Here is a 16,219-nt window from a genome sequence, read left to right as displayed (position 1 = left end):
AGACCGCTTGCGCACCGCGCTCCGCGACGGCGGAATAGCCGCGCGAAGCCGTCCGGGTTGCGAGATCAGCTGACGTTGTCCCACAAGGCACCGGCCAGAACCGCACCGAAACGTTCGGGGTCGCAATCGCGCTCGATTGCGGCAAGTCCGCCAGCCCGCAGCCGCGACCACAGCGCATCGTCGCGGTAGAGCTGCACGCAGCAGGCGGCGAAGGCATCCGCATCGGCGGCGCTCAACAGTTCCTGCCCATGCGTCCAGCCCAGCTGCTGTGTCAGCAGGTCCGTCGCCACCGTCGGCAAGCCGACCGAGGTCGCCTCATGCACCTTCATCGGGATCCCCGCGGCATAGCGGGTCGGAGCGATGAATAGACGCGACTGGGCATAGAGCGGATCGAGGTCATCGACCTTGCCGAGGATCCGCACCCGGTCGCTCGCCAGTCCGCGCAGGTCGCGCGCGCCCGAGCGTCCGGCGACATCCAGCGACCAATCGGTGCCAAGTTCGGCATCGATACGCGGCATGATGGTGTTGATGAACCAGATCAGGGAATCCGTGTTGGGGCTGTTGTCATCATCCAGAGCGCCGACGAACAGCATGTTGCGCCGCCCCTCTGGCCCCGCACCCAGCGGGCGCGGTTTCATCGCGTGACCAAGCACGCGGACATCGTCGTTGCCATGCGCCCCAAAGATCGCGGCCTCGGCCTGAGAAACCGAGAATACGGTCTGCGTGCCCTCGGCAAGGGCGAGTTCGTCGCGCAGGGCTGTCTGATAGTCGAAGTCCTTGCCGCCGCCCAGCTGGGCCAGCGCCGCGTCCCGCTCGGCAAAGATCGCCTCGGCATCGTAGAGCACGGGCACGCGCTCCCACCCCGGGACTTGCGCCACGGCCTGGCGGAACCGGACCATGTTATGGGGGCGGCTGACCAGAATGGCGTCGTAACACCCGATCCGGTCGCGCAGGAAATCCACCATCGGCAGGATCGGCCCGCCGACCAGAAGCTCGGTCGTGCGCGGGATCACCTGATAGGCAGTTTCGCAGGAAAAGAACGGCACCGCCGTGGAATAGAGCGTCACGGACCAGCCCGCAGCGCCGATATCGTTCAACATGCGGGCCGCGCGCGGAAAGCCAGACCCGAGGTGGGGCATCGGAACGCGGTCATCGATCACCAGCAACCGCGGGATCCCCTCGTGCCGCTGACGGGCGCGGATGGGCGCGGCACTCACCGGCAGGTGCCCCTTCGCAAGCGCCATGGCATGCTTGGTGCGGAAGATGTCGACGTTGCGCCGTTGCAGCGCAAGCGCCGCCTCGCTGGTCGAAGAGCTGCCAAATTCGAAATGCACGATCTTGACGTCGGGATCATAAACCACGCGACGGCCGCCTTCGCGGATCCGCATGCAGAGGTCGGTCTCTTCGTAATAGGCCGGGGCAAAGGCCTCGTCGAAGCCGCCGAGCTCTTCCCAGACCGCGCGGCGCATCATCAGGAAGGCGCCGGAGCAATAGTCGACATCGCGGCGGAAGCGGAACTCGGAGTCGCCAGGGTCGCGCCCGCGCCCGTAGCCGAGGCAGGAGCCGTTGTTGAAGATGATGCTGCCGGCCTCTTGCAGAGATCCGTCCAGCAGAACGATCGGCCCGCCGACGGCACCGATGCTCTCGTCCTCTTCCAGCCGTGCGACGGCGCTTGGAATGGTACCGGGCAGCACCCGCGCGTCGTTGTTGAGCAGCAGGAAATGCTCGCCATGCGCTTCCTGAGCGGCACGGTTGACGCCCCGCAGGAAATGCAGGTTCTCGCCGTTGCGCAGGATGGTGACGCCATCGAGGCGATCGAGCAGCGCGCCGGTGTCATCGCTTGACCCGTTGTCGAGCAGGATGATCTCGATCGGCACCCCGGCATTGCGGTGCAGCGACTGCAGGCAATGAAAGGTCAGCTCTGCCTGATTGTAGAGGATCAGCGCGATGCTGACCTTGGGGGTATCGCCGGGCGCGTCGAAAACCAGACGCGCATCGCTGGCCAGGAAGCGGGCGAGGTCCTGCTTGCAATGGGCGCGGAAGTCGTCCTTGGCGGAGGCAAGCCGCGCGATGGGGTTGTCAAAGGGCTTGGGCCGCGGGCGGATCCCCGGCAGCATCAGCGCGGGCATCTGGTCCGACAGGGCCCATTCCAGATTGAAGCCTTTCTCGATGGCCAGCGGCATGTCCGCATCCGCCAGCTGATCGGGTGCGCCGGCATGGATCCAGCGCAGGCCAGCGGCTTCGCAGGAATAGAAGAACAGCCGCTCGACGGCGTGGACAAAGGGTGAGTCCTTCTGGCCGGCCTCCTCAGGGAAGTCCTCCAGCGTGATCCCGGCGTCCAGCAGGGGCCGCAGCGCGGCGGGGCGCGCCCAGAACATCGCCCCCGCGGGGAAGTCCAGCGGGCTGTCCGCCGTCAGAGTGATGCCCATGCGTTCGGCCAGGGCCCGGCAGCCCTCGTAATTGTTCGACCAGTCCATGTCCTTGCGGATCACGGCAGGGTTCGGCGGGGCCACCATGCCCAGTTCCGGCGCAACCGAGAAGGCATAGAGGACCGAGTTCACCGTGTGGCGAGAGCCCAGCAAGGACTTGAGCTGCTGATCGCGCCATCCATTCAGCTCATCTGTGGTGTGCTGCGAAGTCTGGGCGTGCAGGAACAGGACAAGGTCCTGAGAGTCGTAGATATCGGCGAACCCGACCAGTTTCGGGGCGATGTCGCGGCCCCGGTTGGGCATCACGCGCACCTCGGTCTCTTGCGCCGGGCCATTGCCGAAGGTCTTGCGCAGGGAGTTCGCCTTTTCCTCGGTGTCGGTCGAGATAAACAGCGAGAACGGCACCTGAAGCGCTTTCAGCGCATCGCGGAACTTTGCCGCCTGCTCAAGGGCATAGACATGCAGCACCACCGCGATCCGCATCTGGTGGCGCGGTGTGGTCATGGAGGCGGCGAAGGGCAGCAGAACCGTCGGCGCACCATAGGCGGAGTCGATCACGCCGCCCGAGACGCCTGCCTCGGTCGGGAGGCCTGTCAGGCCCGTGTCCGAGGCGCCGGGCGTCATGAACCGCTTTGGGTCGCGCTTGGCCGCCGAACGGGCGAACTTACGTGACGCAGCCGGCTTGGAATTTTCAAGCAGTTTCGACATTTTCAGCGCGCTGTAATAGCGGATGATGTCAGCCAGAGGCACCAGTGGGCTGCGCAGGAATTTGCTCGCCACCCGGCGCATGGTTTCGGTTTCACTGCGCGCGGCTGTCAGTTCGGCAGCGAACCTGCGGCGCAGAACCTCCTGTTCGCCCTGTGCTGCGGCCAGCTCAGACGCATGGATTGCAGCCGAGGTTTCGGCGTCCTGTTGTGCGGCCACCAGCTGCGCCGCATGAGTGTCGCAAAGGGCTTGGACTTGCGTCTTCATCGCTGCCAGTTCGGCGGCATGCGCTTCGGCGTTCTTCAGTGTCGCGGCGATTTCGGTGGCATGTGCCTGACGCAGCGCTTCGATTTCGCTCCGCGCTGTTTCAAGCTCGGTGACACGCGTGCTGTCGGTCTCGTCTTGCCGCCGCAGTCTTTGGTTCAGCGCGTGAAACGCCGGTCCGCACAGCTCGGTTGCCCAGTTCAGCCTTGCCGCACAGTCATCAAGTTTGGCGAGCGCGTCTGCCTGCATCGGATCGCCACTTAGCGACGTCACGGTGGTATACGTCGTTGCCAGAAATTGCGAGAGAGCATCGCCCCCCTGAGCAAGCAGCGCCTCGCCATCGGCGAAGTGACGCAATCCACTCTCAAGATGCCGGGATGCCGCCTGCAGAGACTGCGGAGCCGATGACAGGCCAACCCCCGCGCCCCATTCGGCCAGACGCCGGATCGTGGCACCCTCATCGGACATAAGGCCCTGATAGGTCAGGAAAATCCGGTTACACGAGCGCGACGCCTGTTCGGCATCCAGCGTGTGGCGCAACCACAGAAGCGACGAAAACGCGGCCGAAAAACCATCGCGGTCTTCCAGCGACTGAGCAACCTCGCAGGGGTTGCGTGTGATGTGAACGCAGCGGACATCAAAGCCTTCGGACTGCAGTACCCTCAGATAAAGCGGCACAAAGCGCGCGATACGCGGGTCCTTCAGGACGATCACAGGCGCATTGCCCAGTTCGGCCCGTATCGTCTGAGCGATCCGGGCCTCGTAAGCCGCGAGCCGATCCGGCTCAAGCGCGCTCTCGTCGAAGGCGGTCCAGTCATCCCAGCTGCTGCCCGCTTCGGCCAGCATGGCATCGTTGACGTCCATGAAGGCGGGGGACTCCCAGAACCCAGTCACATTCGTTTCATGGCTCGGCATCAGGCTGTCGGGCAAAGCCGCACCCAGAAGGCTCAGGACACGTGTGCAAGCGCTTGTTCCGGACCGGTGCATTCCAAGGACCAGGATGCAGTTAGGCTTGACACGCATATCAAAAATTCTTTCGCAATGAGACAAACGACGAGGCAATCACGTACCAGCAACCGGATCAAGAGGGGCTGGTGCAGTGTTGCGAGATGACCCAGACCAGAGAAGAAGCTTATCCCTTTTCCTCTTTCTACACAGGCACCTACAATTCCCAGACTAGATCGCGACCTATCCCGCGCTCGCGATGTTACGTCAAGTCCCGTTGCTCTCCTTCGGCGTGCTTGCGCTCTTCCTGTGCCGGGCTTTGCGTCGCCCCAAGCCCGGCACCGCTTTGGCGGCCTGACAAAGGGCTTTGCGGAGCGGGTGGAGGTCGCCAGAGTTTTGAGCAAACCACGCGGGCAGACGATCAACCGTCCTGGAAAGCCCGAAGAGGATGAACGGAAAATCCCGCGCCGGCTGCACGACCGTGACGCCAAGGCGGGCCATGCGAAGCGGCGTCTTCCCCGACCGGGTCTGTGCGCTGCCGTTCTGGTTTCGGCGTCTCCGCGTGCCCATGCAGCCAAGGGCACCACATGGGCCGCGACGGGGCTGCGCGGAGCCATACAACGAAGGGCCTCAGGGCATGCGTGTGTTATGACGACTGAGGGACTCGGAGGGGCAGCTTTTGGACGTCTCCAGAGGTGTTCGGCGTTCAATGTGGGTACGCGCAAACGGCATGTGAGATTACTTTAAGTTGGGACTATTTCGTGAGATCCGCGCGTGAACCCAGGAAAGGGTTTTGGCCAAATCGGAACGTCGGTATCCCGTCGGTATTTGAACGGTATCTGAACGGTGCGGATTTTGGGGCTGGGATTGGGTTAACGGGGGAGGCAAGCGTAGACTCGCGGGCTAACACCCATCCGACAAATTTCTCGCTAAAATCGGACCAATTCAAAGATCAAAACCTGGATAAACACTTTCGACGAAGGGTCAGTAATGCTGTCGAAATTTCGACCGCCACTCCTCAACAAAGTCGCTACAGGTCTTATTTTGAACGATGGCCTCCGAGAGGCGGTACTTGCCACCTGCACCTACACCTGAGCGATAGTTGCCACCCAAAAACTCAACGATTTCGTCTTGCTTGGGATTCCTAACCATGTAGCAAGTCGAGAAAACACTTTTGATTGATTGTGAAAAATCAGCGCGCGCCAAAATCTTGTTATTCAGATCGAGAAATCCATACCCAAGAAACACCAAAAGATTAGCATGACTTAGAGCTTCTCCAATGCTTTGAGCGACATTATCCTCAGACACCCCTTCAGTAAAAGTTCGAATGCCTTTTGATGCAGCTAACAAATGATTAGAGTTAAGCTGATGCCCGCCTCCAAACTTTATTTTGAGGTCGTGGAGGGAAGAAATTTCACCAAGGTGGCCGTACGGATGCAGAACGTGAATGCTGTCAAATAATTGATCCTCTTTATACTGTGCATCTGGGTACAACAACTTTGCGGCAAAGCAAATAAACATTAAAATACAACGATCATAGTTAAACGATATAAATAAAATTCTGTTTAATCGTTCGCAAAATTCTGAAAACCCCCTTAGAACAGTTAAATCTTCGAAGATTTTCCCCAAGTATGTCGAAGCTGGATGCAATCCATCAGCCTTCTTGCTGAATTGTGGCACAGATTCTTTCTGCCAATTGTCTTTTTGTACATACAGAGTGGAAGAACGCTCACTACCGAGTATTACGAAAGCAATTGTTAACTTCCCTATATTCACCAAGAGCTCATTATCCCGATGAAGATGTAGAAAGTTATCAATTGACGGCGAAAACACCAAGCCATCTCTAATTACTCGGCACTGCTCTCGCGCTAACTTTTCATCAGCTTGAGTATGGCGTCCAAGTGAAGAGAATATCGCGTCAGAAAGTTGATCGACCAAACCTTGACGATTCAAAAGATCATCTAGTGTAGAAATAATCAGATCTTTAAGATCTCCCCCTGTCGGAAGACCAAACTCATAACTAGCCCCTGCGCCGATTACAAAAACGCAATCAAATTCATTTGAATGCGCTTCATTCACGAATCCATCTTCAGCGCATTAATAAACGCTTCCTGAGGAATATCCACTTTCCCGAACTGGCGCATCTTCTTCTTGCCCGCCTTCTGCTTGTCCAGCAGCTTGCGTTTCCGGGTGGCGTCGCCGCCGTAGCATTTCGCCGTCACGTCCTTGCGCATGGCCGAGAGGGTCTCGCGCGCGATGACCTTGCCGCCGATGGCCGCCTGAATCGGGATCTTGAACATGTGGCGCGGGATCAGCTCTTTCAGCTTTTCGACCATGCCACGGCCGCGCATCTCGGCCCGGTCACGATGCACCATCATCGACAGGGCGTCGACGGGCTCATCGTTGACCAGGATCGACATCTTGACCAGAGCATCCTCGCGGTAGCCCATGAGGTGGTAGTCAAAGCTGGCGTAGCCCTTGGTGACCGATTTCAGACGGTCGTAAAAGTCAAAGACCACCTCGTTCAGGGGCAGGTCATAGACGACCATGGCGCGGGTGCCGGCATAGGTCAGATCCATCTGGATGCCGCGACGGTCCTGGCAAAGCTTGAGCACATCGCCGAGGTATTCGTCGGGCACGAGGATGGTCGCCTTGATGCGCGGCTCCTCGATGTGATCGACCAGGGTCAGGTCGGGCATGTCGGCGGGGTTGTGCAGCTCGGTCATCGAGCCGTCGCGCATGTAGACGTGGTAGATCACCGAAGGCGCGGTGGTGATCAGGTCGATGTCATACTCGCGCTCCAGCCGGTCGCGGATCACCTCAAGGTGCAAGAGCCCGAGGAAGCCACAGCGGAAGCCAAACCCGAGCGCCGCCGATGTCTCCATCTCGTAGCTGAAGGAGGCGTCGTTGAGGGCGAGCTTTTCGATGGCGTCGCGCAGGTCTTCGAATTCGGCGGCGTCAACGGGGAAGAGGCCACAGAAAACCACGGGCTGCGAGGGTTTGAAGCCCGGCAGCGCCTTGTCGACGCCCTTCTTCTCGTGGGTGATGGTGTCGCCGACGCGGGTGTCGCGGACCTGCTTGATCTGCGCGGTGATGAAGCCGATCTCGCCCGGCCCCAGCTCCTTGACGTCCTGCATGGCGGGGCGGAACACGCCGATGCGGTCGACAACGTGGATCGAGCCGTTCTGCATCATCTTGACGCGGTCGCCCTTTTTCAGCAGCCCGTCCATGATGCGCACCAGCACGACAACGCCGAGATAGGCGTCATACCAGCTGTCGACCAGCATCGCGGTCAGCGGCTTGGTGACGTCGCCCTTGGGGGCGGGCAGACGGGTGACGATAGCCTCAAGCGTCTCATGGATGCCGATGCCGGATTTGGCCGACACCTGCAGCGCGTTGGAGGCATCGATGCCGATGACATCCTCGATCTGCTCGGCAACGCGCGCGCAATCGGCGGCGGGCAGGTCGATCTTGTTCAGGACCGGCACGATCTCGTGGTTGGCATCGATTGCCTGATAGACGTTGGCGAGGGTCTGCGCCTCGACGCCTTGCGTCGAATCGACCACCAGAAGAGAGCCTTCAACCGCGCGCATGGAGCGGGAGACCTCATAGGCAAAGTCGACGTGACCGGGGGTGTCGATCAGGTTGAGAATATAGGTCTCGCCATCATCGGCCTTGTATTCGATGCGAACGGTGTTGGCCTTGATGGTGATGCCGCGTTCGCGTTCGATATCCATGGCATCCAGAAGCTGCGCTTTCATATCGCGCGCAGCCACGGTGTTGGTGGATTGAATCAGCCGGTCGGCCAGGGTGGATTTCCCGTGGTCGATATGGGCGACGATGGAGAAGTTGCGGATGTGCGAAAGCTCGGTCATGGTCGCCAGCATATGCTAGGGAAACAGGGCTTTGGCAAGCTCTGTTGCGCATCGCCCCCGCGCAACCCGAATTCCCCGCCCCCCGACCCAAACCCGCCACACCGTCCGCCCGGCCAAGGGTCCACCCAGCCCCCGGGTCACCGCGCCCCCTCCCTGTCATCTTGCCCCAAATACTTCGGGGGAATTGGGCCCGGCACGGGGCCCAAGGGGGCAGCGCCCCCCCTTCCCTGACAGCTTCGTGAAGTGACCCCTCTCCCAGTTGCGCTACCTTCACGCGCAACAACCATGGGAGAGACGACAATGATCCAGCGCAGAACCTTTCTGACCAGCGCCGCCGCTGCTGGGGCCGCCACGACCCTCTTGCGCCCCTTTGCAGCCATGGCGCAGAACCTCACCGGCGATATCTACAAGACCGACGCGGGCGACACTGTCTCGGTCCACCCGGTGCAGCACGCCAGCTTCGTCATGGTCACCCCGGCCGGTGCGATCTATGTCGACCCCGTCGGCGGCGCCGAGGCCTATGCCGCCCTGCCGCCCGCCGATTTCATCCTGATCACCCACCACCATGGCGACCACTTCGACCCCGAGACCCTCGCCGGGCTGGTCACGCGGGCGGGCGCTCCGGTGCCGATGATCACCAACCCCACCGTCGGCGAACAGCTCCCCCAGGAGATGCAGGCGACCAACACCGTGATGGCGAACGGCGACAGCGGCACGCTGATGGACATGCCGATCGAAGCGATCCCGGCCTATAACATGACACCTGAGCGGCTCGAATATCACCCGCAGGGCCGCGACAACGGCTATATCCTGGAGGTCGGCGGGCTGCGCATCTACATCGCCGGCGACACCGAGAACACGCCCGAGATGAAGGCGCTCAGCGATATCGACATCGCCTTCGTGCCCTTCAACCTGCCCTATACGATGACAGAGGAGCAGGCCGCCGATGGCGTCGCCGCCTTTGCGCCCAAGGTGGTCTACCCCTACCACTACCGCGACAGCGATCCGCAGAAGTTTGCCAGCCTCCTTGCCGAAAGCGGCGCTGAGACTGAGGTCGTGATGGGCCCTTGGTACACGAGCTGACATGACAGACCGGCTGACCTGAACACACGCCCGTGGCCGCCCGGCTGCGGGCGTTTTGCGTTGGCGCGGCGCTAGGGGCTTTGGTGCAACACCGGCTCAAATCGCGCGCCGGAGCGGCGCGGCATCGGCAAGGCCACGTCGGGACGCCTGCCCCGACGCTGCGCCTGCGCCAGACGCAGGGCGAGCTTTCGCGCCTCGGCGACGCGCAGCAGGCGGGCGGCGGGCGGGCCATAGGCTTGCGCCACATCGCCCCCGGCCAGCCCCGGCAGGACGCGCCACAGGGCATCACGCAGCGCAGGCGTCAGGACCTTCATGCCCTCGGCCCCTGGATAGAAACTCTCGACCGGGGCGCCTTCGGCCAGCAGCACGGCATGGCACTCCAGCAGCACGGAGACATAGATCACCGCGCGGCGCCCCTGCAACACCCGCACACCGGGCAGCGCCAGCAGGCCGCGCGCCGGGGCCAGCACCTGATCCGTGTCAAACAGGGCCCGCACCTCCGGTCCCTGCAGCAGCACCCTGTGCTGCGGCGACAGCACCAGATCGCGCGCCGGACGGCCCGGGCCCAGACAGCCCTTCGGCAGCAGGACCGGCTTCTGCAGGGCGCTCTCGGCGCGGGTCAGATCGATGCGCCCGTGCCCGACCCAGAGCACGCGGCGCGCCTGCCCGTCGGCACAGGACAGCCAATCGCCCGGAGACACATCCTCGACCGCGATATCGGCGCCGGTGGCGCGGCGGATCAGGCTGCCGCTGGCGATACAGACAAAGGCGGGCACATCGTCCCAGTCGAACTCTCCGTCATTGTCGCCGATGCCGGTGTCCCCGGCCTCGTCCGCGTGCCGCAGCACAACCGTTTCCGGGCCGACCGGCACCCCGGCGAGGTTGATGAAAAACTTGCGCGACAGAAACAGCATATGCGCGTCGCCGCCCGCGAGCCCCTGTTCGGCGTCCGGATTGACGCCAGCGCGCGGCATCACCACCGCGCCGCTGGAATCGAAGATCGTGACGAACTGCCCGTTCTGAAACTGCGTCGCGCCGGGGTTCACCTGTTCGATGAAGACGGTGAACGTCTGCGACGCGCTGCCGATCGCCGTGACGCCCTGCACCTCGACCGCGCGGTCCGCACCGTTCCCGTCGCCCCTGAACATCGTGTAGGTGGCAATCTGATTGCCCCGCAGCGTGAGTGTGATCGTTGCCATGACATCTACCGGAAACTGAAGGGCGGAGCAGCTGAGCCGGGATCGTTGCGCCACCACAGTTAACACCGCCTGAACGGGCGCAAAAAATGCGTTTTGAGCAGCGTGCGGACGGGCGTTTCCCGGTGAGATGCGCCCTGCTTCGGCGGCGCTGTGGGTATCGGCAGTTTTTTGCTCACGCTTGCAGGAATATGGCAGCATTAACCCAAATCCCGTCCAAATTCTGTCATAAATCCTGCGTGGACGGGAATCGTCAGCCGCGTCAGACAGGCAAAACCTGCACAGCGGCACGGGACAGAAGGCAACGACAATGATCAGATCACTTCCGATTGCGGCACTGGCCGTTTGCGCGATGTTTACAGGCAGCGCGCTCAGCGCAGGCCCCATCAGCCAGGCCTGCCTCGGGACCGGCAGCAAGAGCAGCCAGCGGCTCTGCGTCTGCATCCAGCAGGTCGCCGACATGACGCTGAACAAGAGCGACCAGCGCCTTGCCGCCAAGATCATCAAGGAACCGCAGAAGGCGCAGGACGTGAAGATGTCCAAGACCGCCAAGGACAACGCCTTCTGGGACAAATACAGCAGCTTCGGTCAGGCTGCACAGGCCATGTGCTCCTGATCTAGTCGCGCGCGCTCTGCCCCAGATCGGCCAGCAGCGCGCGGGTGCAGGCCTCGATCAGGTCCAGCGTGGCGTCGAAATCGCGCATGTACCAGGGATCGGGCACGTCGAGCGTGCCGAAATGCGCGCTCTCGGGGCCAAGGTAGTCGGTGAACAGGCGCAGCGGGGTGGCATTGCCCTCAGGGCGCTGCGCCTCGATATCCGCCAGATTGCTGCGATCCATCGCAAGAATCAGCGAGAATTTTGTAAAATCAGCGCGGCGGAACTGCCGTGCCCAGAGGTCCGACAGATCGTAGCCGCGCGCCAGTGCTGCGGCCTGCATCGGGGCATAGGGCGCCTCGCCCGCGTGCCAGCCGCCGGTCCCGGCGCTGTCGGGCACCAGATCCGGTGCCATTTTTCGCGCCACCCCCTCGGCTGAGGGCGAGCGGCAGATATTCCCGAGACAGACAAACAGGATGGACGTGGTCATTGCGGCCCCGATCGTGCAGGTTCGGGGCCGAGTCTACCCCCCGCGCAGGCCGAGGAAAAGGTCCGCGCCAGACAGCAGTCGCCACAACAGGAGAACCGGCCATGGAAAAGATCGTCATCCTGACAGGGGCAGGCATTTCCGCCGAAAGCGGCCTCGGCACCTTTCGCGATGCCGGAGGGCTATGGGAACAGCACCGCATCGAAGACGTCGCCTCGCCCGAAGGATTCGCCCGTGACCCGGCGCTGGTGCAGCGCTTCTACAACGCCCGCCGCGCCGCGGCGGCCGAGGCCACGCCGAACCCCGCCCATATCGCACTGGCGCGCCTGCAGGCAGAGTATCCCGGAAGCGTCACCCTGATCACCCAGAATGTCGACGGGCTGCACGAGGCTGCGGGCTCGACCGGCGTGCTGCATATGCATGGGGCGCTGAGCGGAGCGCTGTGCCCGGCCTGTGGTCATCGCTGGGAGGCACCGGCGGAAATGGCCGTGGCGCACCCCTGCCCGGCCTGCGGCACCAAGAGGGCGCGCCCCGATATCGTCTGGTTCGGAGAGATGCCCTATCACATGGACGAGATCCTGACGCAGCTGGAGGCGTGCAGCTATTTCGTCGCCATCGGCACCTCGGGGCAGGTCTATCCGGCGGCGGGATTCGTGCGGCAGGCCGACGCGGCGGGTGCGCATACGCTGGAGCTCAATCTGGAAGCTTCGGCCGGGCGCAGTGCCTTTGCCGAGGCCCGGCAGGGTCGCGCCAGCGATCTGGTGCCGCTTTGGGTGGCGGAGATGCTGGCCGAGGTCGGCTGAGCCGCCCTCAGTCGGCGATCTTCATCGCGCACATCTGCGTATTGTGCTGATGCATCGCCTCATGGGACGTGGCGGTGTCATCCATACCGCTGTGATCATGGTTCACATGGCCGGAAATCACCACGGCTCCGGGCACATGCGTCATGTCGACGGGCACGTCGATGGTGATATCGCCGGCCTTTTCAAAGCTGAGCGTCAGGGGAAAGTGGCTGCCTTGGGTCATTTCCGCTGTCAGCCCCATGAACATCAGATGATCCCCGCCACGCTCCAGCCGGGCGGCGCAGCCGACATCGATGTCGAGGCCATCGGTGACGGCGATCATCCGCATCATGCCATCGGCGTCTTCGATATTCCGGTGCAGCACGGCCTTGGCGGCGATGGGGCTACGGGCGCTGATCAGGTGATCCGTCTGCGGGCCGGTGTTGCGCAGCGTCATGTAAACCGTCCCCGAGGTGGCGGCCGGGCTGGCGGCGCGGGCATAGGCATCCTCGATCAGGATATCCGCCTGCGCGACGGCGGGGAAAAGGCCAAGGAGAAGGATGAGCACTTGGGATCTGAACAACGGTACCTCCTGCGAAACGACATCAGGCCGGGGCTCGGATAAAATGCCGGGATGCGTGCGGCCAGACGCATCCTGCAGAGCGGTCCCGTCGCCCGATTCGCCAGACAGGGGCCCGCGTGGCAGACCGTGGCACGATATGCAGGCCAACACCGATCAAATTCGAACAGTCCGCGAAGACGGGCTGCGGGGCGTTTTGTAGCGGTCTGCCGGGGTCAGGGGCGGCGGAGAGGGCGCCGCAGCGTGCGGACCTGCCTCAGCGGATCAGGCCCCTAAAAACGCAAGAGCCCCGCCAAAGAGGGGCGGGGCTGCATAGCTGAAACGTCGCGAAGAATCAGGCCTGAACGGCTTGGAGTTTCGCGATTTCTTTTTTAACTTTCAGAGCGTTGTCCGAAAGCTCAATGTCTTTCGCCTTGGCCAGGAACTTGTCCAGGCCACCGCGGTGATCGACCGAGCGCAGGGCGCTTGCGGAGATCTTGAGCTTGATGGTGCGGCCAAGTGCTTCCGAACGCAGAGAAACGTCGTTCAGGTTCGGCAGAAAACGGCGGCGGGTTTTGTTGTTGGCATGGCTGACATTGTTGCCACTCATTGGGCCTTTACCGGTCAGTTCGCAGCGGCGCGACATGGTATATCCTCGTCTGATCAGAAGGGCGGGTCGCGCCCCGTTCAATAGAAACAGGCACCGCGTGCTACGGCGCCCTGAAACTCGTTGCGCGTCTTTAGGCCCGGTTGGCGGTGAGGTCAAGCCTTAAGCCAGACTCTGCTCGGGCAAGAGTGGTGGTTTCCTCATAACCTGAGCGAATCCATACCGTGCCTTCGCGCGGATCCACTACGTCCCTTTGCGCTTTACGCGCAATGTCGGATCCGCTTCGCGCGGATCCTCGGGCCAAGGGTGCCGGGGGTAGCGCCCGCGCATGTCCTTCCTCACGTCCGGATAGGAGGAGGTCCAGAAGCCGGGGATGTCCTGCGTCACCTGCACCGGGCGCCCCGCAGGCGACAGCAGCGTGACGACAAGGGGCCGCCCGGCGACCTGTGGGTGGCGGATCTGGCCGAACATCTCTTGCAGGCGCAGGGCGATGGCGGGGGCCTCTCCGCCGTAGTCGATGGCGATTCGACGGCCCAGAGGGGTCAGGAAATGGCCCGGAGCCTCGGTATCCACGAGTTGCTGCTGGTTCCAGTCGAGGCGGGCGCGCAGGGCGGGCAGCAGGTCAAACCCCTTCCAGTCGCCCGCCGAGCGGACGCCGGAGAGATGCGGCAGCAGCCAGTCCTCGATCCCTTCCATAAGAGAGGTGTCGGAGAAATCAGGCAGCGGGTGCTGCGCGCCGACCAGCCTGACACGCGACAGGAACAGCCGCGAGGGGCCGTTGGGTTGCAACCCGAGCTCGCGCACACCGTCGAGCATGGCGTGGGCGATGTCCTCCGCCGGGGCGTCCTTCCAGGCGATGTCGCTGAGGGGAATCGCGCCGAGGCGTTCCTGCTGGCGGGCGATGACGCGACGCTCGCGCCGGGACCATTCGCACAGGCGCACCGGGCGGATCTGGTCAGAGAAGAGGGCGCGAATCTCGCCCTCGCTGATCTGGGCGGCCTGACGGATGCGCGCCTCTCTGGGATCGCCATCGAGGTCGGTGGCCACGATCAGGCGCGCACCCGCCAGCGGGTCTTCCGCCGCCAGCACGGCCCCCTTGCCGCCCGAGAGCAGATAGCGCGGCGCATCGCCGGGGCGGCGCAGGCCGATACGGTCGGGGTAGGCAAGCGCGGCCATCTCTGCCGCGCCGAGGCGCTGACCGATCTGGCCAAGGGGCGGCACATCGCGGGCAAGGCGCTTGGCCTCAGTGCGGATGCGGTTGATGGCACCCGCATCGGCGCGCTCCTCCCGCTCGCCCGCAAGGGCCCGCAGGCGCAGGCCAAGGTCGACAGGCGCGCCGCGCGACATCGGATCGCGGTCTGCCAGCAGGGCGGCGAGCGGCGCGGCCTCTTTCCCAGCCACAGCCAGCATATGCGCCAGACGCGGGTGCAGCGGCAGCCCGGCAAGGCGACGGCCATGTGTGGTGATGCTGCCGGTTGCATCCAGCGCGCCGAGCATCTGCAACAGCGCGCGCGCCTCGCCCAGCGCCCCCTCGGGCGGCGGCGTCAGGAAGGCCAGCGCATCGGGGGCCGCGCCCCAGAGCGCCAGCTCCAGCATCAGCCCGGCGAGGTCAGCGGCCTCGATCTCGGCCGGGGGATAGGCGGCAAGGGCGCCCTCCTCTCCCTTCGTCCAGGCGCGGTAGCAGGTGCCCGGCGCGACGCGGCCCGCGCGCCCGGCGCGCTGCGCGGCCTCGGCCCGGCTGACTTTTTCGGTGACCAGCCGCGACATGCCAGAGCCGGGATCAAAGCGCGCCCGCCGGGACTGGCCGGCATCGACCACGGCACGCACCGCCGGAATTGTCAGCGAGGTTTCCGCGATCGACGTCGCCAGCACCACGTTGCGCCCCCTTTCAGGTGGACGCAGGGCGGCCTGCTGATCGGCAAACTTCATCGCGCCATAGAGCGGGCGGATGGTGCAATCGGGCGGCAGCTGGCCAGTTAGCGCGCGCTCGACCCGCGAAATCTCGCCCGCGCCCGGCAGGAAGACCAGCACGCCGCCGTCGGTGTCACGCGCCGCACGGGCGACAAGGGCGGCAATGGCGCCCCAGAGCGCGGGGCCCTTCGGCAGGGGCGCCTCGGCATGGATCAGGTCGACCGGAAAGGCCCGCCCCTCCGAGGTGATGACCGGCACATCGCCCATGAGCTCCGCCACAGGCCCCGCGTCCAGCGTCGCCGACATTGCCAGCAGCACGAGGTCTTCGCGCAGCGCGCCCGCGATCTCAAGACACAGCGCCAGCCCGAGGTCGGCGTTCAGCGAGCGTTCGTGAAATTCGTCGAAGATCACCGCGCCGATGCCGGTCAGCTCCGGGTCGGACTGGATCATCCGGGTCAGGATGCCCTCGGTCACGACTTCGATCCGGGTGGTTTTGCTGACCTTGCTTTCGCCGCGCACCCGGTAGCCGACGGTCTGGCCGGTCGCCTCGCCCAGCGTCTCGGCCATCCGCTCGGCCGCGGCACGCGCAGCAAGGCGGCGGGGTTCAAGCATGAGGATGCGTCCCTGCCCGCCGATCCCGGCGTCCAGCATCGCGAGCGGCACACGGGTCGTCTTGCCCGCGCCGGGTGGGGCCTGCAGCACGGCGCGACCGCGCGCTGTGAGGGCGGCGATCAGCGCAGGCAGGGCATCATCGATGGGCAAACGTGTCATGGCGCGCTTA

The 16,219-nt window shown here is 63.7% G+C and carries 11 protein-coding genes; 3 read left to right on the top strand and 8 right to left on the bottom strand.

Annotation, left to right across the window (positions count from 1 at the left end; translation table 11 throughout):
* Positions 1-65: 65 nt before the first annotated feature.
* The 3 genes from F3W81_RS18290 to lepA all read right to left on the bottom strand — a co-directional run bounded on the left by F3W81_RS18290 (position 66) and on the right by lepA (position 8,218).
* The gene (locus tag F3W81_RS18290; protein ID WP_193080840.1) at positions 66-4,262 is read right to left on the bottom strand and encodes a rhamnan synthesis F family protein; all 4,197 of its coding nucleotides are present in this window, start codon (positions 4,260-4,262) and stop codon (positions 66-68) included.
* A gap of 1,065 nt (positions 4,263-5,327) precedes the next feature.
* Positions 5,328-6,422 (bottom strand): hypothetical protein, encoded by a 1,095-nt coding sequence (locus tag F3W81_RS18285; protein WP_193080838.1) that lies wholly within the window; start codon positions 6,420-6,422, stop codon positions 5,328-5,330.
* Positions 6,419-8,218: a translation elongation factor 4 gene (gene lepA / locus F3W81_RS18280; RefSeq protein WP_193080837.1), complete on the bottom strand. Its 1,800-nt coding sequence runs from the start codon at positions 8,216-8,218 to the stop codon at positions 6,419-6,421. The genes F3W81_RS18285 and lepA overlap by 4 nt, the downstream gene beginning before the upstream one ends.
* A 300-nt stretch (positions 8,219-8,518) precedes the next feature.
* Here lepA and F3W81_RS18275 point away from each other — a divergent pair, with 300 nt between their 5' ends.
* Positions 8,519-9,301, top strand: coding sequence for an MBL fold metallo-hydrolase (locus F3W81_RS18275; RefSeq protein WP_193080835.1), 783 nt, complete (start codon positions 8,519-8,521; stop codon positions 9,299-9,301).
* A gap of 71 nt (positions 9,302-9,372) precedes the next feature.
* On the opposite strand, the gene F3W81_RS18270 is transcribed toward F3W81_RS18275, so the two are convergent.
* Complete coding sequence (locus F3W81_RS18270) at positions 9,373-10,500, bottom strand: Hint domain-containing protein (protein ID WP_193080833.1); 1,128 nt, start codon at positions 10,498-10,500, stop codon at positions 9,373-9,375.
* A 307-nt stretch (positions 10,501-10,807) separates the two neighbouring features.
* Between F3W81_RS18270 and F3W81_RS18265 the strand changes: the two genes are divergently transcribed.
* Positions 10,808-11,113: a hypothetical protein gene (locus tag F3W81_RS18265; protein WP_226941741.1), complete on the top strand. Its 306-nt coding sequence runs from the start codon at positions 10,808-10,810 to the stop codon at positions 11,111-11,113.
* Between the two features lies 1 nt (position 11,114).
* Here F3W81_RS18265 and F3W81_RS18260 read toward each other — a convergent pair whose 3' ends face one another.
* Entirely contained in the window at positions 11,115-11,582 is a 468-nt protein-coding gene (locus F3W81_RS18260) for a low molecular weight protein-tyrosine-phosphatase (protein ID WP_193080831.1), read from the bottom strand.
* A 101-nt stretch (positions 11,583-11,683) separates the two neighbouring features.
* Between F3W81_RS18260 and F3W81_RS18255 the strand changes: the two genes are divergently transcribed.
* A complete protein-coding gene (locus F3W81_RS18255; RefSeq protein ID WP_193080829.1) occupies positions 11,684-12,382 on the top strand; it encodes an NAD-dependent deacylase in 699 nt (232 codons plus the stop codon).
* 7 nt (positions 12,383-12,389) lie between these two features.
* On the opposite strand, the gene F3W81_RS18250 is transcribed toward F3W81_RS18255, so the two are convergent.
* The 3 genes from F3W81_RS18250 to hrpB form a co-directional block, all read right to left on the bottom strand.
* On the bottom strand, positions 12,390-12,944 hold the full coding sequence (locus F3W81_RS18250; RefSeq protein ID WP_193080828.1) for a copper chaperone PCu(A)C: 555 nt from the start codon (positions 12,942-12,944) through the stop codon (positions 12,390-12,392).
* 331 nt (positions 12,945-13,275) lie between these two features.
* Complete coding sequence (rpmB, locus tag F3W81_RS18245) at positions 13,276-13,566, bottom strand: 50S ribosomal protein L28 (RefSeq protein ID WP_193080826.1); 291 nt, start codon at positions 13,564-13,566, stop codon at positions 13,276-13,278.
* Between the two features lie 204 nt (positions 13,567-13,770).
* Complete coding sequence (gene hrpB, locus F3W81_RS18240) at positions 13,771-16,209, bottom strand: ATP-dependent helicase HrpB (protein ID WP_193080824.1); 2,439 nt, start codon at positions 16,207-16,209, stop codon at positions 13,771-13,773.
* Positions 16,210-16,219 lie beyond the last annotated feature (10 nt).

Origin of the sequence: Pseudooceanicola spongiae, assembly GCF_014899185.1 — a bacterium.
Lineage (GTDB): Bacteria > Pseudomonadota > Alphaproteobacteria > Rhodobacterales > Rhodobacteraceae > Pseudooceanicola > Pseudooceanicola spongiae.
The sequence above is the reverse complement of the archived record's forward strand: the minus strand, read 5'-3'. Positions and strand labels throughout refer to the sequence as shown.

What these genes read in the sequence shown, in the direction of transcription:
- F3W81_RS18290 (WP_193080840.1), bottom strand. Translation starts at nt 4,262, where the DNA reads ATGGACGTCAACGATGCCATGCTGGCCGAAGCGGGCAGCAGCTGGGAT.
- lepA (WP_193080837.1), bottom strand. Translation starts at nt 8,218, where the DNA reads ATGACCGAGCTTTCGCACATCCGCAACTTCTCCATCGTCGCCCATATC.
- F3W81_RS18275 (WP_193080835.1), top strand. Translation starts at nt 8,519, where the DNA reads ATGATCCAGCGCAGAACCTTTCTGACCAGCGCCGCCGCTGCTGGGGCC.
- F3W81_RS18270 (WP_193080833.1), bottom strand. Translation starts at nt 10,500, where the DNA reads ATGGCAACGATCACACTCACGCTGCGGGGCAATCAGATTGCCACCTAC.
- F3W81_RS18265 (WP_226941741.1), top strand. Translation starts at nt 10,808, where the DNA reads ATGATCAGATCACTTCCGATTGCGGCACTGGCCGTTTGCGCGATGTTT.
- F3W81_RS18260 (WP_193080831.1), bottom strand. Translation starts at nt 11,582, where the DNA reads ATGACCACGTCCATCCTGTTTGTCTGTCTCGGGAATATCTGCCGCTCG.
- F3W81_RS18255 (WP_193080829.1), top strand. Translation starts at nt 11,684, where the DNA reads ATGGAAAAGATCGTCATCCTGACAGGGGCAGGCATTTCCGCCGAAAGC.
- rpmB (WP_193080826.1), bottom strand. Translation starts at nt 13,566, where the DNA reads ATGTCGCGCCGCTGCGAACTGACCGGTAAAGGCCCAATGAGTGGCAAC.
- hrpB (WP_193080824.1), bottom strand. Translation starts at nt 16,209, where the DNA reads ATGACACGTTTGCCCATCGATGATGCCCTGCCTGCGCTGATCGCCGCC.